This is a genomic window from Streptomyces lasiicapitis, from assembly GCF_014646335.1.
Classification (GTDB): domain Bacteria; phylum Actinomycetota; class Actinomycetes; order Streptomycetales; family Streptomycetaceae; genus Streptomyces; species Streptomyces lasiicapitis.
In genome coordinates this window covers 129,865-144,623 of record NZ_BMNG01000005.1, presented here as the reverse complement: position 1 = coordinate 144,623, position 14,759 = coordinate 129,865, and the positions used below count along the sequence as shown (strand labels likewise).

Annotated in this window: 14 protein-coding genes; 8 read left to right on the top strand and 6 right to left on the bottom strand. The window is 69.8% G+C overall.

Annotated elements, in window-relative coordinates:
• The first annotated feature begins 9 nt into the window (after positions 1-9).
• The 3 genes from dnaJ to IEY91_RS12230 all read left to right on the top strand — a co-directional run bounded on the left by dnaJ (position 10) and on the right by IEY91_RS12230 (position 2,401).
• On the top strand, positions 10-1,203 hold the full coding sequence (gene dnaJ / locus IEY91_RS12240) for a molecular chaperone DnaJ (RefSeq protein ID WP_164322593.1): 1,194 nt from the start codon (positions 10-12) through the stop codon (positions 1,201-1,203).
• A gap of 4 nt (positions 1,204-1,207) precedes the next feature.
• Positions 1,208-1,663 carry a heat shock protein transcriptional repressor HspR gene (locus IEY91_RS12235; protein WP_164322591.1) on the top strand — a complete coding sequence of 152 codons (456 nt, stop codon included), beginning with the start codon at positions 1,208-1,210 and terminating at the stop codon, positions 1,661-1,663.
• A gap of 213 nt (positions 1,664-1,876) precedes the next feature.
• Positions 1,877-2,401, top strand: coding sequence for a hypothetical protein (locus IEY91_RS12230; RefSeq protein WP_164322589.1), 525 nt, complete (start codon positions 1,877-1,879; stop codon positions 2,399-2,401).
• Between the two features lie 304 nt (positions 2,402-2,705).
• Here the strand turns inward: IEY91_RS12230 and IEY91_RS12225 are convergent, their stop codons facing one another.
• Both IEY91_RS12225 and IEY91_RS12220 read right to left on the bottom strand, forming a co-directional pair.
• Positions 2,706-3,836, bottom strand: a complete 1,131-nt coding sequence (locus IEY91_RS12225) for a helix-turn-helix transcriptional regulator (protein ID WP_189173973.1) — start codon at positions 3,834-3,836, stop codon at positions 2,706-2,708.
• A gap of 110 nt (positions 3,837-3,946) precedes the next feature.
• Positions 3,947-4,981 carry a helix-turn-helix domain-containing protein gene (locus IEY91_RS12220; RefSeq protein ID WP_229696899.1) on the bottom strand — a complete coding sequence of 345 codons (1,035 nt, stop codon included), beginning with the start codon at positions 4,979-4,981 and terminating at the stop codon, positions 3,947-3,949.
• 898 nt (positions 4,982-5,879) lie between these two features.
• Between IEY91_RS12220 and IEY91_RS12215 the strand changes: the two genes are divergently transcribed.
• Together IEY91_RS12215 and IEY91_RS12210 are read left to right on the top strand one after the other, a co-directional pair.
• Complete coding sequence (locus IEY91_RS12215) at positions 5,880-6,485, top strand: MmyB family transcriptional regulator (RefSeq protein WP_164322585.1); 606 nt, start codon at positions 5,880-5,882, stop codon at positions 6,483-6,485.
• Between the two features lie 58 nt (positions 6,486-6,543).
• On the top strand, positions 6,544-7,029 hold the full coding sequence (locus tag IEY91_RS12210; protein WP_189173972.1) for a hypothetical protein: 486 nt from the start codon (positions 6,544-6,546) through the stop codon (positions 7,027-7,029).
• Between the two features lie 37 nt (positions 7,030-7,066).
• Here IEY91_RS12210 and IEY91_RS12205 read toward each other — a convergent pair whose 3' ends face one another.
• From IEY91_RS12205 to IEY91_RS12195, 3 genes are read right to left on the bottom strand one after another with little or no spacing between them, the layout of a single operon-like run.
• Positions 7,067-8,038 (bottom strand): LuxR C-terminal-related transcriptional regulator, encoded by a 972-nt coding sequence (locus tag IEY91_RS12205; protein ID WP_189173971.1) that lies wholly within the window; start codon positions 8,036-8,038, stop codon positions 7,067-7,069.
• Between the two features lie 54 nt (positions 8,039-8,092).
• A complete protein-coding gene (locus tag IEY91_RS12200) occupies positions 8,093-9,073 on the bottom strand; it encodes a helix-turn-helix transcriptional regulator (protein WP_164322577.1) in 981 nt (326 codons plus the stop codon).
• Complete coding sequence (locus tag IEY91_RS12195) at positions 9,070-10,059, bottom strand: helix-turn-helix transcriptional regulator (RefSeq protein WP_189173970.1); 990 nt, start codon at positions 10,057-10,059, stop codon at positions 9,070-9,072. Before IEY91_RS12195 ends, IEY91_RS12200 begins: the two co-directional genes overlap by 4 nt.
• A 326-nt stretch (positions 10,060-10,385) precedes the next feature.
• Here IEY91_RS12195 and IEY91_RS12190 point away from each other — a divergent pair, with 326 nt between their 5' ends.
• A complete protein-coding gene (locus IEY91_RS12190) occupies positions 10,386-10,754 on the top strand; it encodes a Rieske (2Fe-2S) protein (protein ID WP_229696898.1) in 369 nt (122 codons plus the stop codon).
• A 136-nt stretch (positions 10,755-10,890) separates the two neighbouring features.
• Here the strand turns inward: IEY91_RS12190 and IEY91_RS12185 are convergent, their stop codons facing one another.
• Complete coding sequence (locus IEY91_RS12185) at positions 10,891-11,322, bottom strand: pyridoxamine 5'-phosphate oxidase family protein (RefSeq protein WP_189173969.1); 432 nt, start codon at positions 11,320-11,322, stop codon at positions 10,891-10,893.
• A gap of 147 nt (positions 11,323-11,469) precedes the next feature.
• On the opposite strand from IEY91_RS12185, the gene clpB reads away from it, so the two are divergent.
• The gene (gene clpB, locus IEY91_RS12180; protein ID WP_189173968.1) at positions 11,470-14,094 is read left to right on the top strand and encodes an ATP-dependent chaperone ClpB; all 2,625 of its coding nucleotides are present in this window, start codon (positions 11,470-11,472) and stop codon (positions 14,092-14,094) included.
• A gap of 99 nt (positions 14,095-14,193) precedes the next feature.
• Positions 14,194-14,736 carry a type III secretion system chaperone family protein gene (locus IEY91_RS12175; RefSeq protein ID WP_189173967.1) on the top strand — a complete coding sequence of 181 codons (543 nt, stop codon included), beginning with the start codon at positions 14,194-14,196 and terminating at the stop codon, positions 14,734-14,736.
• Positions 14,737-14,759 lie beyond the last annotated feature (23 nt).

Below are 14,759 nucleotides of genomic sequence, written 5' to 3'. Positions count from 1 at the left end.
GCGTCGGGGATGAGCACCAAGGACTTCATCGAGAAGGACTACTACAAGGTCCTCGGCGTCCCCAAGGACGCCACCGAAGCCGAGATCAAGAAGGCGTACCGGAAGCTGGCTCGCGAGAACCACCCGGACGCCAACAAGGGCAACGCGAAGGCCGAGGAGCGCTTCAAGGAGATCTCCGAGGCGAACGACGTCCTCGGCGACCCGAAGAAGCGCAAGGAGTACGACGAGGCCCGCGCGCTCTTCGGCAACGGCGGATTCAGGCCGGGCCCGGGAGGCGCCGGCGGCGGCTCGTTCAACTTCGACCTGGGCGACCTCTTCGGAGGCGGCGCCCCGGGCGGAGGCGGACAGACGGGCGCCGGCGGCTTCGGGGGCGGTCTCGGTGACGTCTTCGGGGGCTTGTTCAACCGCGGCGGAGCGACCGCGGGCACGCGTACGCAGCCGCGCCGCGGCCAGGACGTCGAGTCCGAGGTCACGCTGAGCTTCACGGAGGCGGTGGACGGCGCGACGGTTCCGCTGCGCATGTCGTCCCAGGCCCCCTGCAAGGCGTGCTCGGGCACGGGCGACAAGAACGGCACCCCGCGCGTCTGCCCGACGTGCGTGGGCACCGGACAGGTCTCGCGCGGCGGCGGTGGCGGCTTCTCGCTCACCGACCCGTGCGTGGACTGCAAGGGCCGCGGCCTCATCGCGCAGGACCCCTGCGAGGTGTGCAAGGGCTCAGGGCGTGCCAAGTCGTCCCGCACGATGCAGGTGCGCATTCCGGCGGGCGTCTCCGACGGCCAGCGGATCCGCCTGCGCGGCAAGGGCGGCCCCGGCGAACGCGGCGGCCCGGCAGGCGACCTGTACGTCGTCGTGCACGTGGACGCCCACCCGGTGTTCGGCCGCAAGGGCGACAACCTGACGGTGACCGTGCCGGTGACGTACGCGGAAGCGGCGCTCGGCGGCGAGGTCAAGGTGCCCACCCTGGGCGGCCCGCCCGTCACCCTGAAGCTGCCCCCCGGCACGCCCAACGGCCGCACCATGCGCGCCCGCGGCAAGGGCGCGGTCCGCAAGGACGGCACCCGGGGCGATCTGCTCGTCACGGTGGAGGTCGCCGTACCGACGACGCTCTCCGTCGCCGCGCAGGAAGCCCTGGAGGCGTACCGGAAGGCGACTGCGGACACCGATCCGCGGGCAGAACTGTTCAAGGCCGCGAAGGGAGCGTGACCTCATGGAGCGGGACGGCCGCCGACGCAACCCGTACCAACTGACGGACGAGACCCCGGTGTACGTCATTTCGGTGGCGGCCCAGCTCTCCGGCCTGCATCCGCAGACCTTGAGGCAGTACGACCGCCTGGGCCTGGTCTCGCCCGACCGCACCGCGGGCCGGGGCCGGCGCTACTCCGCCCGCGACATCGAACTGCTGCGCACCGTCCAGCAGTTGTCGCAGGAGGAGGGCATCAACCTCGCGGGCATCAAGCGCATCATCGAGCTGGAGAACCAGGTCGCGGCGCTCCAGGCGCGCGTGGCCGAGCTCTCGTCGGCCGTGGAGGGCGCGGCGGCGGCGATGCAGCAGCGGGAGGCCGCGGTGCACGCGTCCTACCGCCGCGATCTGGTGCCGTATCAGGACGTGCAGCAGGCGAGCGCGCTCGTGGTGTGGCGGCCCAAGAGGTCGCCGGAGGCGTAAGCCCGCGTGCGGGTGTGGTGGTTGGGGCCGGGTGGATTCGCGCTGACGCGGGAATCCACCCGGCCCTTTCACGCGTGGCGCCGGACGACTTTAGGCTGAACCCGACCGCTTTTTCGCGTGAGCATCCGCGTCTCGCATCGTGCGTCTCGCATCGTTCAACGCGTATCGCTCAACGTTCAACGTCTTCGTCTTTCATCGGGGGAGTGAGTTCTCATGGCCATGGTGGGGCTGTTCTGGATCGCCGAGGGCGATGTGTACGTGGGCTCGAAGCCGTCGGGTCTGGCGCCCGGGGTGCGCCTGACACCGGACGGCGTCACGGGCCTCGGCCATCCGCAGTCCGGCCTGTGGCTGTGGGACGACGTCGAGTCCCTGACCGTCGAGGACGTCCCCCTGAAGTCCCTGAAGCGGCACGTGGGCGTGGTCGTCGAGATGGCGCTGTCGATGGGCCTCGGCGGCGGTCAGGACGCGGAGGGGACGATGACGGTGTGCGTCGGCACGGCCGACGAGGAGGTCGAGCTGACGACGTACACAGCCGCCGCGTCCGGCTACTCGCAGACCGAGTACGACCTGTCCCGCGCCCTGCTGGCCCGCCTCACGGACGGCGCCGCCACCATGATGACCACGCTCGCGGCGATGGCCGAGTGGGGCCGCTCGCACGAGGGCGGCACCCCGCGCAGGGACGAGCGGGAGCGGCTGCTGCGGGAGTGGGCCGACGGCCAGAACGCGCCGCATGCCTGAGCCGTCCGGGCCGCCCGCGGTTTCCGGGGCGCTCACTCCCCCCGAGGACGTGAGCGCCCCGGCCGGCCACGGGGCGTAGCCGAACCGGGGCGACCCTTAGGGAAGCGCGACTCTGCGGGGGGAGACCACGACAGAGCCACTTGGCAACCGGGAACGGTCCGGTTCCAGTACCGAAGTGGGACTGGCCGCTCCCCGCCGCCATCACCACGATGCAACGCCCCGCCCACTCTCCGCTACCGTCATCTTGTTGCGGTGCAACGGGCGGAGGTGGGGGCAAGTGGCACCAATTCCGGACGTTCGTGATTCAGCGGGTTTGCCCGGGGCCCAGGATTCCTGAGCGACCGATGAGGAAACCGAGCTGGGTGCGGCTGGTGCTGCCCAGGTTCCTGGCGAGCTTGGCGATGTGGACGCGTACGGTCCGTACGTTCATGCCGAGCCGCTCGGCGATGTCGGCGTCCGTGAGCCCCTCGACGAGGAGTTCCGCGATGGTGCGCTGCCGCGCGGTGACGCCGTTCTCGGCGGGCTGCGGGGCCGCGGGATGCGGGAACAGCGGGGTGGCGAGCTGCCAGAGCCGGTCGAAGAGGGTGGCGAGGTAGCCCACCAGGGCCGGGGCGCGGATCTCCAGGGCCTCCCCGAAGTCCCGGTCCGCCGGCACGAACGCGACCGTACGGTCGAACACCACGAGCTGCTCGGTCACTTCACTCAGCGTCCGCACCTCCACGTCCCCCTCAAGGCGTTCGAAGTGCGCGATCACGGGAAACGCGTGCCGGGTGGTGTGCTGGTACAGCGTCCGCATCCGGCACCCCCGCGAGAGCAGCGACTGCTCACGGGGCGGCGCGGCCCCGAGATCGGAGATGGGGCGAAAGCCGCCGGGCTGGATGGTGAGGACTTCGCGGGTGCAGTGGGAGACGGCTTGGTCCATGGCTGCCGTGATGTGGGGGAGGCCCTTGAGGGGGGTGATGGCGGAGGGCGTGGCGGGGGCGGAGGTACTCGCGGCACCAGCTCCTGCTTCTGCTCCTGCCCCTGTCCCTGTCCCTGTCCCTGCCAGGACACCGGCACCGGGACCGCTCGGGAACCCCATGGCGAGCAGCGGCTGGAACGCCGCCGCCAGCTCCTCCTCGCGCTGCCGCTCGTGCGTCACCTCCTCCTCGATCCCGCGCAGCAGCCGCCGCAGCGCGTTCGCGGGTTTGCTCGGCAGCAGCCACTGCATGTCGTCGACGTCGGGGTGCAGGAGCCCGAAGTCGACGAGGCACGGGACGGTTTCGGCCTCCCGGCTGTGTACGCGGCCCTCGCGCAGGGCGCGTACGTAGAGGGCGGAGCCGGGGGCGCAGGGCTCGTCCGCGCGGTGCGGCCGGTGCGGTGCGGTCGTGGCGTCGGGCGGGGCGCCCGTGCCCGGTCTGTACGGCCCTCTGTACGGTCCGGTGTCTCTGGGCACGCTGATGCTTCCTCCCCGTTGGAATCCCCGTTGGAACTGGCTGATGCCACTGATGCCACCGCCGGCCGCCCGCAGGCCTTGCGGGCGCGCCCCGTCCGCGCCCGGCGCCGTCAGTCGAGCAGGCCCGACCGGCTGATGAGGAAGCCGAGTTGGGCGCGGCTGTTGCTGCCGAGGACCGCGGCGAGTCTGGCGATGTGCTCGCGGGCGGTGCGTACGTTCATGTCGAGGCGGCCCGCGATCTCCGTGTCGGTGAGGCCCTCGGTGAGCAGGCTCGCGATGTCCCGCTGGACGGGGCCGACCGCCTGGTCCGGAGGGCGCGGCACGTCCTCGCGGTGCAGCGGGGTCGCAAGGCGCCACAGGATGTCGAAGGCCGTGACGACGTACGTGACCAGGGCGGGGGAGCGCAGTTCGAAGGCCACGCGGCCGTCCTCGGCGGCCGGGATGAACGCCACGTCCCGGTCGAACACGAGGAGACAGGGCGGGAGTTCGTCGAGGGTGCGGACCTCGCAGTCGACTCCGGGCAGCGGTCCTGGCGTGGTGTGCGGCAGGGCGAGCGTACGCATGCTGCCGCCGCGGGCCGCGAACTCCGCCATGCGCCAGGGCTCTTCGCGCGGCAGCAGCCGGTCCTGGCGGGGGTTCGCGGGCTGGATGCCGATGACCTCGTCCGAGGCGTCGGCGAGGGCCTGCCACACGGCCCGTCTGATGCGGGGCACCCCCTTGAGCACGGTGACCTGGCCGGCCGCCGCACCCGGCTCCGTGCCGGCGCCGAGCCGCAGGAACGGTTCGAAGGCGGTGGCGAGGCGTGAGGCCCGGCCGCGGTGGCGCGCGATGCTCTCCTCGATCTCGTCGAGGAGCCGCGGCAGGGCGATCAGAGGGGTGCTCGGACGCAGCGACGACGCGTCGTCGGGATCGGCGTACAGCAGACCGGAGTCGACGAGGCAGGGCGCGTGGGCCGCTTCGGCGCACGGGACCCGGCCCTCGGTCAGCGCGCGTGCGTAGGCCTCGCGGCCTGCCTCACAGAGCACTGTGTGGTCGTGGTCCTCATGGCCTTCGTGCCGCATGTGCGTCGCGCCGCCCCCATGGGTGCCGGTGGCGGGGCCGCCCCCCGCCGGGGCGCCCGTCTCCCGCACCGCTCCGTCCTGCACGATGCTCCCTCGGTCCCCCTGTCCTGATGTCGGTTCCGACGTTCGCGTACGTGCCTGTCATTCGCACGCGCGACGGTGTTGTGCGTGGGTGGCCATTGTTCCCAGCGACCCCCGCGTATTCAATGGCGGATCTATTTCTAGGAATCCTGGCCCAATTATTCGGAACACGGCAGGACGCCGGCCGCTCCGCCCGCAGGGGGCGGCCGACGCGTACGGACCCGTCGGTGCCGTAACCGTGCCCGCGCGCCGATGCCGGACGGGCCGGAGGTACCGCGCCCGGTGCCCCGCGGACCCCCCGACGTGCCCCGACGACCGACGTGGGACGACTCACGAAGGCCGCCGCAGACGCGCGAGCACACGCGAAGACGGATGCGCAACAGCCCACCCATAACCAAACAAACCAACTGCAACTCGACCATCGGGGAAAATGCCACCGAGAGAGAATCGGCCCCGCCAGCCCAATTCGAGCCGATCTTCCTTCCTGCTGCCGGGAGTTGACCTTACGGCATGGGTGACCTGCCTTGTTGGTTCGCGCGACGGCCGTCCGTAAGTCCCTGCCGTGTTGTGGGCGGGCTCCATTGGTTGGTGAGGCGCTGGGGTTTATGGTGCAGAGGCCGCGCTCGGGGGACTTCGCGGCCGCAGGCGCGGGGAAGGGGGGTGAGGGGTGGTCGAGGACGGACTGCGCGCAATACTCAGAAGACTGCGGGCCGGAATCCGGCCCGAGGAAGTGGGGTTGAATCCGAAACCGTCGGGGCGGCCAGGACCACGGGTTATCGGGCTCTCGCAGCCCGATATGGACTTTCTCACCAACCGGGCCGTGGGTACGTACCACCGATTCGAGTCCGGGAAGATATCGCCGCGCGACGAGTATCTGCGCCGGGTGGGCCACATTCTCCGAATGAGCGAGGCCGAGTTCACGCACGTGTACTTGCTGGCCCTCGGTCAGCGCCCGCCCCATCCGCTGTCGCCCGACGGCGGGACGGTCCTCGCCTGCGCCGGGGCCTGGCAGCGCGCGATCTCCGGGCAGCGCGAGATGGCGTACGTCATCAACGTCCAGTGGGACCTCGTCGCGTACAACGAGCAGTTCGCCGAGCTGTTCACCGGCGGCGTGCCGCCCGAGAACCCGCTGCGCTGGATCGCGCTGTCCGACGAGGCCCGCGAGCACACGCTCACGGACTGGGAGACCCGGTGGGCGCCGCGCGTGCTCAGCCAGCTCCGGTACGCCCGCATCCAGTACCCCGGCAACCGCGCGCTCGCGCAACTGCACCAGGATGTCCTCAGGGACCGCCTCGCGGGCCCGATCTACCGGCACAGCGCGGAGCTGAATCCCCATTCGGCGGACGACGTACGGCCGTTGCGGCACCCTACGAAGGGGCCCGGAACGGTCACCGTCCTCGCGTCGGAGCCGGAGAGCACGCCGGGGGCGCGGCATGTGGTCCTGCTCTTCGACCCGCAGGGCGAGGGTGCCACTGCCGTGGCCGGGTGCGGGCGGGCCGCGCGATGAGATGAGTGGACGATGAGGTGAGAGCCGTATGGACGCTGCAGGGGTGAGGAGGCCTGGCGTGGGCGCCGCTGCGCCCGTGGACAGCGCCGTGGTCCCGCCGGACGGCGCGGGCGGCTCCCCGGGCGGTGCTGTGGCCCCGCTGGACGGCGGTGTGGTCCCCCTGGACGGCTGGGACGCCGTGCCGCCGCCGGCCGCGGGGCTGGCGCCCGCCTGCTACTCCCCCGTCATGCACGCCATCGCCGCTGACCTCAACGGCCGTGGCTACCCCGTGACTTGGGTCGTAGACCGCCAGATGCTGGCTGGCGATTTCCCTCTCCAGGTCATCGCCAAGGTCTCCGTCGTCCGCGTCCTGAACATCGCCCTCGACGACCGCCCGTCCCCGCGCGGGCCCTCCTGGCAGGTCAGCATGGGGCGGCCCTCGTCCGTGCGGTGGGAGCAGTCGGCGGTCCTGGAGCTCGGCGCGGGGGCGCTCGACGCGGAGTGCGTGGTGCGGGAGGCTCTGCGGGCGCTGGGGTTGCCGTTGCAGCGGGCTGTCTACCACTGAGGTGGGCGCTTTCCCCTGCGCCGGGGGCGGGGCCGGTTCAGTGGGTGTGGTCCAGGATTCCCGACTTGCCGATGAGGTAGCCGAGTTGGGCTCGGCTTGTGCTTTTCAGGACGGCTGAGAGTTTGGCTATGTGGACTCGGGCGGTGCGGACGTTCATGCCGAGGCGGGCGGCTATTTCTGTGTCGGTGAGGCCTTCTGTGAGGAGGGCGGCTATGGCTTGTTGGCGGGGGGTTATGCCGTTCTTGGTGGGCTGGTATGCCGCTTCGGGGAACATGGGTGTGGCCAGCCGCCACATCAGGTCGAAAACGGTGACGAGGTATGAGATGACAGCCGGGGTGCGCAGGGCGAGGGCGTTTCCGTGGTCCCTGTCCGCCGGTATGAGCGCCACTTTGCGGTCGAAGACGAGCAGGCGGTTCGGGAGTTCGTCCAGGGTCCTGACCTCGACATCGCCCGTGAGTTGCTCGTAGTAGGAAGTCGCCCAGGGCGAGTAGCGGGCCGTGTGCTGATACAGGGTGCGGGTTCGTCCGCCGCGCTCGATGAATTCCTGTGTGCGCCGTATCGCGTCCGCCTGGTCGACGTTGGGCCGTCTTCCGCCGGGCTGGACGGTGAGGACTTCATGGCGGGAGTCGGCCAGGATTTCCCCGATGGTGCTGTTGATCGCCGGATGCCCGTGCAGAACGGTGACCCCCGGAGTCGCGGACCCCTGGAACTTTCCGTGGTGCAGTCCCATGAGCGGCTGAAAGGAGGCGGCCAGTGCCGCTTCGCGCCGCCGGTACTGCGCGATGCGTTTCTCGATGCCGTCCAGCAACTGCGGGAGGGCCACCGCAGGGGCGACGGGCCTGAACCAGCGCGCGTCCTCGTCGTCGGGGACCAGCAGTCCGCTCTCGCGGAGGCAGGGGGCCCGGCCGGTCTCGCTGCTGTGGATGCGGCCGTCCCGCAGGGCGCGGGCGTAGAGCGCACCGCCCGCCTCACACAGTTCCCCCACCTCATGCGCCCTGTGCTCCGTCACCACGCCGCCGTTCCTCCCCGCACCCCCTGAAGCCCCCGCCCCAGGTGCCGACAGCTAGTGATTCTGGTCGAGAACCCCCGACTGGCCAATGAGATATCCGAGTTGGGCGCGGCTGTTGCTGCCGAGGATCGCGGCGAGTTTGGCGATGTGCTCGCGGGCGGTGCGTACGTTCATGCCGAGGCGGGCGGCGATCTCCGTGTCCGTGAGGCCCTCTATGAGGAGTTCGGCGATGGCCCGCTGACGGGTGGTGACGCCGTTCTCGGCGGGGAGCTGGGCCGCCTGCGGGAACATCGGCGTGGCCAGGTGCCACAGTCGCTCGAAGGTGGTGAAGAGGTAGTCGACGATGGCCGGCTGACGTACTTCAAGGGCCACCGTGCGGTCCTTGCTCGCGGGGATGAAAGCCACCGCGTGGTCCAGTACCACCATGCGCTCGGTTACCTCGTTGAGCGTGCGGACTTCTACGTCGCCGTCCAGTTGCTCGTAGTGGGCGAGGGCGGGGAGGGAGTGACGCGTGGTGTGCTGGTACAGGGTGCGCATGCGGCAGCCGCGGGAGAGGAATTCCTGTTCGCGGGGGAGCGCGTCGGCCAGGATCTCGGGGGAGCGGGCGCCGCCGGGCTGCACGGTGAGTACCTCGTGCCGGGCGTCCGTCATGGCCTGCGTGATCGCCGTGTTGATGCGCTCGAAGCCGTCGAGGACGGTGATCTCCGGGGCCTCCGTCCCGGACGTCTGGCGCGCGTCCAGCGCCATCAGGGGCTCGAACATCGCCGTCAGCTTCTCTTCGCGTTCGCGGTGGCGCGCGATGTGGTCCTCGATGCCGCGCAGGAGTTGCGGCAGCGCGACGGCCGGGGCGGTGGGGCGCAGCCATGCCATGTCGTCGATGTCCGGGTGCAGGAGGCCGAAGTCGATCAGGCAGGGGGCGTCGTCGGCGTCCTGGTGCTGGACGCGGCCTTCGCGCAGGGCGCGGGCGTAGAGGGTCGAACCCGCCTCACACAACTCGTCGGGTCCGTGAGGGTGAGGGCGAGGTTCGGTGGTCATTTCGGTTTGTCCTGCTCGAGGATGCCGGACTGGGCGATGAGGTAGCCGAGTTGGGCGCGGCTTCCGCTGCCCAGGGCGGCGGCGATTTTGGCGATGTGGGCGCGGCAGGTGCGGACGTTCATGCCGAGGCGGCGGGCGATGGCTTCGTCTACGTGGCCTTCGATGAGGAGTTTAGCTATGGACCGTTGGACGCCAGTGATGCCGTTAGGCGAGATTTCGTACGGAACCTCTTCGGTCAGGGGGATGGCCCGCTGCCAGAGTTGTTCGAACACTTTGGTGAGGTATCGCACCAGGCCTGGGTGGCGGAGTTCGAGCGCTACGCGACGGTCGTCGCTTGCCGGAATGAAGGCGACGGTCTCATCGAAGATGATCAATCGCTCGATCAACTCCTCCAGAGTCCGTACCTGGACCTTGCCGCCTGATATGCGGTCCACGTAGGCCAGAGTCCCTTGGCTGTGCCGCGCCGTGTGCTGGTACAGCGTGCGGATGCTGACGCCACGGTCGGTGAGCGGCCGGTCTCGTTCAAGGGCCTGAGTCAGGGCGTCCGCCGGGCGGCCACCGCCTGGTTGCACCGTCAGAACCGACGTCTGGCACTCGTTGGTGGCCAGATTCAGACTCTCATTGATTCGATCGAATCCCTCCAGGACCGTGATCGCATGCGTCGCCACCGGTTGTTGTGCGCTTATGGCCAAGAACGGCTCAAAGATGTCGGTGAGTTGAAGCGACAGGCGGCGTCGGTCCTGGATCTCGCGCTCCAGCGGGTGCAGGCGCTGAGCGAGCACTGAGGAGGGAGGGACAGGATGCAGCCAGTTGGGATCGTCGGGGTCCGGGTGCAGCAAGGCGAATTCGACGAGACAGGGGGCGGGTTCCGCGTCGGCGCGGGCGATGCGTCCGGCACTCAGGGCGTGGGCATAAAGCCGGGCTCCCTCGTCACACAGTTCGGTGATGGAGTGTGGATGTGTCGGTTTTGTGTCTGTTGTAAGCAAATCTCCACCCCCCAGGGTTCTGTATGTGCAGGAACATGATGCACCGCCCCTGTGGCTTCGACGTGCTTGATTGAGACATCGTCTTCTTTGAGCCGGGGGAGTGGAACCTACCAAGTGAGGACGAAGCCGACTATGCGCGTGAAAATACTTGGTTCGGCGCTTGCTGCGGTCTTCTCTGCTGCTGTGGCTCTCGTTGCCCTCGGGGGCTTGAGCGCTGACACCGGGGAGCGAGCCCAGACTGTGCGCCAACCAGACACGGGCTGGACAAGCGTGGAGGCGGCCGAAGGGGACACCGGCTGGACCAGTGGCCCCAAGGGGGGAGCAGCATGACCACGCCCCCTGACGACCGCACCTTCCGCCGAGAAATGGCCACCGCCTACCGCTCGGGCTGGCACTTCATCGACCTCGTCACCGCGATCCCCCACCCCGGCGACTCGTTGATGGTCACCCTTGTCGGAGAGCCCGTCATCATCGTGCGCGACGACGACGAGGACATCCGCGCCTACCGGTGCCTCCGCCGCCCCCGCGGCGCCCCCCAGCCGGTCCGGTGCGCCATCCGCTACGGCATGGTCTTCGTGAACCTCGACCAGCGCGACCACCAGGTCATCGACAAGCGGAAGCGCGACGCCGACCACAAGGCCGTCGAGCGGCACACCGCCGCCGACCCCCTCGCTACCACCCCCCGCAGCGCCTGACGCGATTCCCCCGTCGTTGTAAATCGCGCAGGTGCTTCCCCCAGCAGCGGCGCCACCGTGGACCTGAACACGGTGGCGCCGCTGTGGTGTGCGCGGCCACCGAAAGCCGCACCCGGAAGGCCGCACCCCGCAAGGCTCAGGCGCCCGCGCCCGGACCCGCCTTGCCGAGCGCCCGGTCCACCCGGATCTCGATCACCACCCGGTCCGGATTCACCCGCGGCACCCGCCCGTACCGCTCCTCGTACCGCCGCTCCCCCTCCGCCACCCGCCCGGCCTCCGCCGACACCACGGCCCGCCCCTCCAGCGTCGCCCAGCGCCGCCCGTCCACCTGGCACACGGCCACCCGCGCACCCCCGCCGTCAAGCCCGGACGCCGCCAGGACGTGCGCCACCTTCCTGCTGGACTTGTTCGCGAGGACCCGGGCCAGGCCCGCCTCGGGGTCGTACGTCACGCCGACCGGCACCACGTGCGGGGTGCCGTCGGGGCGCAGGGTCGTCAGGGTGCACAGGTGGCGTTCACGCCAGAAGCTGAGGTACGGGGCGGGCGGGTCGCCCGGATCTATGGCCATGCCCAGGAACCTAGCCGCACTCTCCGCCCAGGAGCCTGGCCCCACCCACCTTGAGCGAAATAGACTCAACTTTGTGTACGTTAGTTAAGTCAGTATTGGATATGGGTACGCGAACAGCCCTCAGCCGACCCAGGAGGAGACCCGCACGTGGACGCCGAGCTGACCAACAGGAGCCGGGACGCGATCAACGCGGCCACCAGCCGGGCCGTGTCCGGAGGCCATGCGGATCTGACGCCCGCACATCTGCTCCTGTCACTGCTTGAGGGGCAGGACAACGAGAACATCACCGACCTCCTCGCCGCCGTCGACGCCGACCAGGCGGCCGTGCGCGCCGGCGCCGAGCGCGTGCTCGCCGCGCTGCCCAGCGTCACCGGGTCGACGGTCGCCCCGCCGCAGCCCAACCGCGACCTGCTGGCCGTCGTCGCCGACGCCGCGCAGCACGCCAAGGAGCTGGGCGACGAGTACCTCTCCACCGAACACCTGCTCATCGGCCTCGCCGCGAAGGGCGCCGCCGCCGGTGACGTACTGAACCAGAACGGCGCGAGCGCGAAGAAGCTGCTCGCCGCCTTCGAGACGAGCCGCGGAGGACGTCGCGTGACCACCCCCGACCCCGAGGGTCAGTACAAGGCCCTGGAGAAGTTCGGCACGGACTTCACCGCCGCGGCCCGCGCGGGGCGCCTCGACCCCGTCATCGGGCGGGACCAGGAGATCCGGCGGGTCGTGCAGGTGCTGTCCCGGCGTACCAAGAACAACCCGGTTCTTATTGGTGAGCCAGGCGTCGGCAAGACCGCCGTCGTCGAAGGGCTCGCGCAGCGCATCGTGAAGGGGGACGTGCCGGAGTCGCTGAAGAACAAGCGGCTGGTGTCCCTTGATCTTGGTGCCATGGTCGCGGGGGCCAAGTACCGGGGCGAGTTCGAGGAGCGGCTCAAGACCGTTCTCTCCGAGATCAAGGAGAGCGACGGGCAGATCATTACGTTCATTGATGAGTTGCACACAGTTGTTGGGGCCGGAGCCGGTGGGGACTCCGCCATGGACGCCGGGAACATGCTCAAGCCCATGCTCGCCCGTGGTGAGTTGAGGATGGTCGGCGCCACCACCCTCGACGAGTACCGCGAGCGGATCGAGAAGGATCCCGCCCTGGAGCGCCGCTTCCAGCAAGTCCTGGTGGCCGAGCCGAGCGTCGAGGACTCCATCGCCATCCTGCGCGGGCTCAAGGGGCGGTACGAGGCCCATCACAAGGTCCAGATCGCCGACAGCGCGCTCGTCGCCGCCGCCACGCTCTCGGATCGGTACATCACCTCGCGGTTCCTGCCGGACAAGGCCATCGACCTCGTGGACGAGGCGGCCTCGCGGCTGCGGATGGAGATCGACTCCTCGCCCGTCGAGATCGACGAACTCCAGCGCGCCGTAGACCGGTTGAAGATGGAGGAGTTGGCGCTCAGCAAGGAGACGGACCCTGCCTCCAAGCAGCGGCTTGAGAAGTTGCGGCGTGATCTTGCCGACAAGGAAGAGGAGTTGCGGGGGCTCACCGCTCGGTGGGAGAAGGAGAAGCAGTCCCTCAACCGCGTCGGCGAGCTGAAGGAGAAGCTCGACGAGCTCCGCGGACAGGCCGAACGGGCGCAGCGGGACGGCGACTTCGACACCGCTTCCAAGCTTCTGTACGGGGAGATCCCCGGCGTCGAGCGTGACCTGGAGGTCGCCTCGGAGGCCGAGGAGGAGGCCGCCAAGGCCGACACCATGGTCAAGGACGAGGTCGGGCCCGACGACATCGCCGACGTCGTCGCCGCCTGGACCGGCATCCCCGCCGGACGGCTGCTCGAAGGCGAGACCCAGAAGCTGCTCCGGATGGAGAGCGAGCTGGGCAAGCGCCTCATCGGGCAGGGCGAGGCCGTGCGGGCCGTGTCGGATGCCGTGCGCAGGACGCGGGCGGGCATCGCCGACCCCGACCGGCCCACCGGATCGTTCCTCTTCCTCGGGCCCACCGGCGTCGGCAAGACCGAGTTGGCCAAGGCCCTCGCCGACTTCCTCTTCGACGACGAGCGGGCCATGGTCCGCATCGACATGAGTGAGTACGGGGAGAAGCACAGTGTGGCCCGGTTGGTCGGGGCGCCTCCCGGTTATGTCGGGTACGAAGAGGGCGGGCAGCTCACCGAGGCCGTGCGCCGGCGGCCGTACTCCGTCGTGCTGCTCGACGAGGTCGAGAAGGCGCACCCCGAGGTCTTCGACGTCCTGCTGCAGGTCCTCGACGACGGGCGGCTCACGGACGGGCAGGGGCGGACCGTGGACTTCCGCAACGCCATCCTCATCCTGACCTCCAACCTCGGCAGCCAGTATCTCGTCGAGCCCCTGACCAGTGAGGAAGAGAAGGAGCAGCAGGTTCTGGAGGTCGTGCGGGCCTCGTTCAAGCCCGAGTTCCTGAACCGGCTCGACGATCTCGTCGTCTTCTCCGCGCTGTCCAAGGACGAGCTCGCGCACATCGCCGAGCTGCAGATCGCGCGGCTCGCCAAGCGCCTCGCCGACCGGCGGCTCACCCTCGACGTCACGCCCGAGGCCCTGGCCTGGCTGGCCGACGAGGGCAACGACCCCGCGTACGGAGCGCGGCCGCTGCGCCGCCTCATCCAGACCTCCATCGGCGACCGGCTCGCCAAGGAGATCCTGGCGGGCGAGGTCAAGGACGGCGACACCGTGCGCGTGGACGTCTTCGGGGACGGCCTGATCGTGGGCCCGGCGGCCGGGGCGGAAGCCGCTTCGGGGACCGGGAAGACGCTGTAAAGAGCCGTAACCGGTCACTTCCAGGGGCGGGGGTTGCGGGCCCCCGCCCGGCATGGGAGAGGATGGCTCAATCCGTACGAAGTACGAAGGGAAATAACGGTGACCATCGACCCGTCCTCGATTCCGAATTTCGGGGGCCAGCCCGAACCGCAGCAGGGCGCAGGACCGGCGGGCCCCGTCGTCCCTGACCAGGACCTGGTGAAGCAGCTCCTGGATCAGATGGAGCTCAAGTACGTCGTCGACGACGAGGGTGACCTCGCGGCGCCGTGGGAGGAGTTCCGTACGTACTTCATGTTCCGCGGCGAGGACGACCAGGCGGTCTTCTCGGTGCGGACGTTCTACGACCGGCCGCACGGCATCGAGGAGAAGCTCCAGCTCCTCGAGTCCATCGACGACTGGAACCGCCGCACGCTGTGGCCCAAGGTCTACAGCCACACCCACGACGACGGCACGGTCCGCCTGATCGGCGAGGCCCAGATGCTGATCGGCACGGGTGTCTCGCTTGAGCACTTCGTGTCGTCGACGGTGAGCTGGGTGCGGGCCGCGATCGAATTCGACCGCTGGCTCGTCGAGCAGCTCGGCCTCGAAGAGGCCGTCGACGCCGCCGAGGGCGAGGGGAAGCCCGGGGACGACGAGGCCTGAGGGCCCCGCGTACCGCGAGCGCG

Bases quoted from the DNA above. Each gene is read 5' to 3' on its own strand.
- IEY91_RS12200 (WP_164322577.1), bottom strand. From the start codon at position 9,073: ATGACCACCGAACCTCGCCCTCACCCTCACGGACCCGACGAGTTGTGT.
- dnaJ (WP_164322593.1), top strand. From the start codon at position 10: ATGAGCACCAAGGACTTCATCGAGAAGGACTACTACAAGGTCCTCGGC.
- IEY91_RS12230 (WP_164322589.1), top strand. From the start codon at position 1,877: ATGGCCATGGTGGGGCTGTTCTGGATCGCCGAGGGCGATGTGTACGTG.
- IEY91_RS12235 (WP_164322591.1), top strand. From the start codon at position 1,208: ATGGAGCGGGACGGCCGCCGACGCAACCCGTACCAACTGACGGACGAG.
- IEY91_RS12215 (WP_164322585.1), top strand. From the start codon at position 5,880: ATGAGCGAGGCCGAGTTCACGCACGTGTACTTGCTGGCCCTCGGTCAG.
- IEY91_RS12190 (WP_229696898.1), top strand. From the start codon at position 10,386: ATGACCACGCCCCCTGACGACCGCACCTTCCGCCGAGAAATGGCCACC.
- IEY91_RS12185 (WP_189173969.1), bottom strand. From the start codon at position 11,322: ATGGCCATAGATCCGGGCGACCCGCCCGCCCCGTACCTCAGCTTCTGG.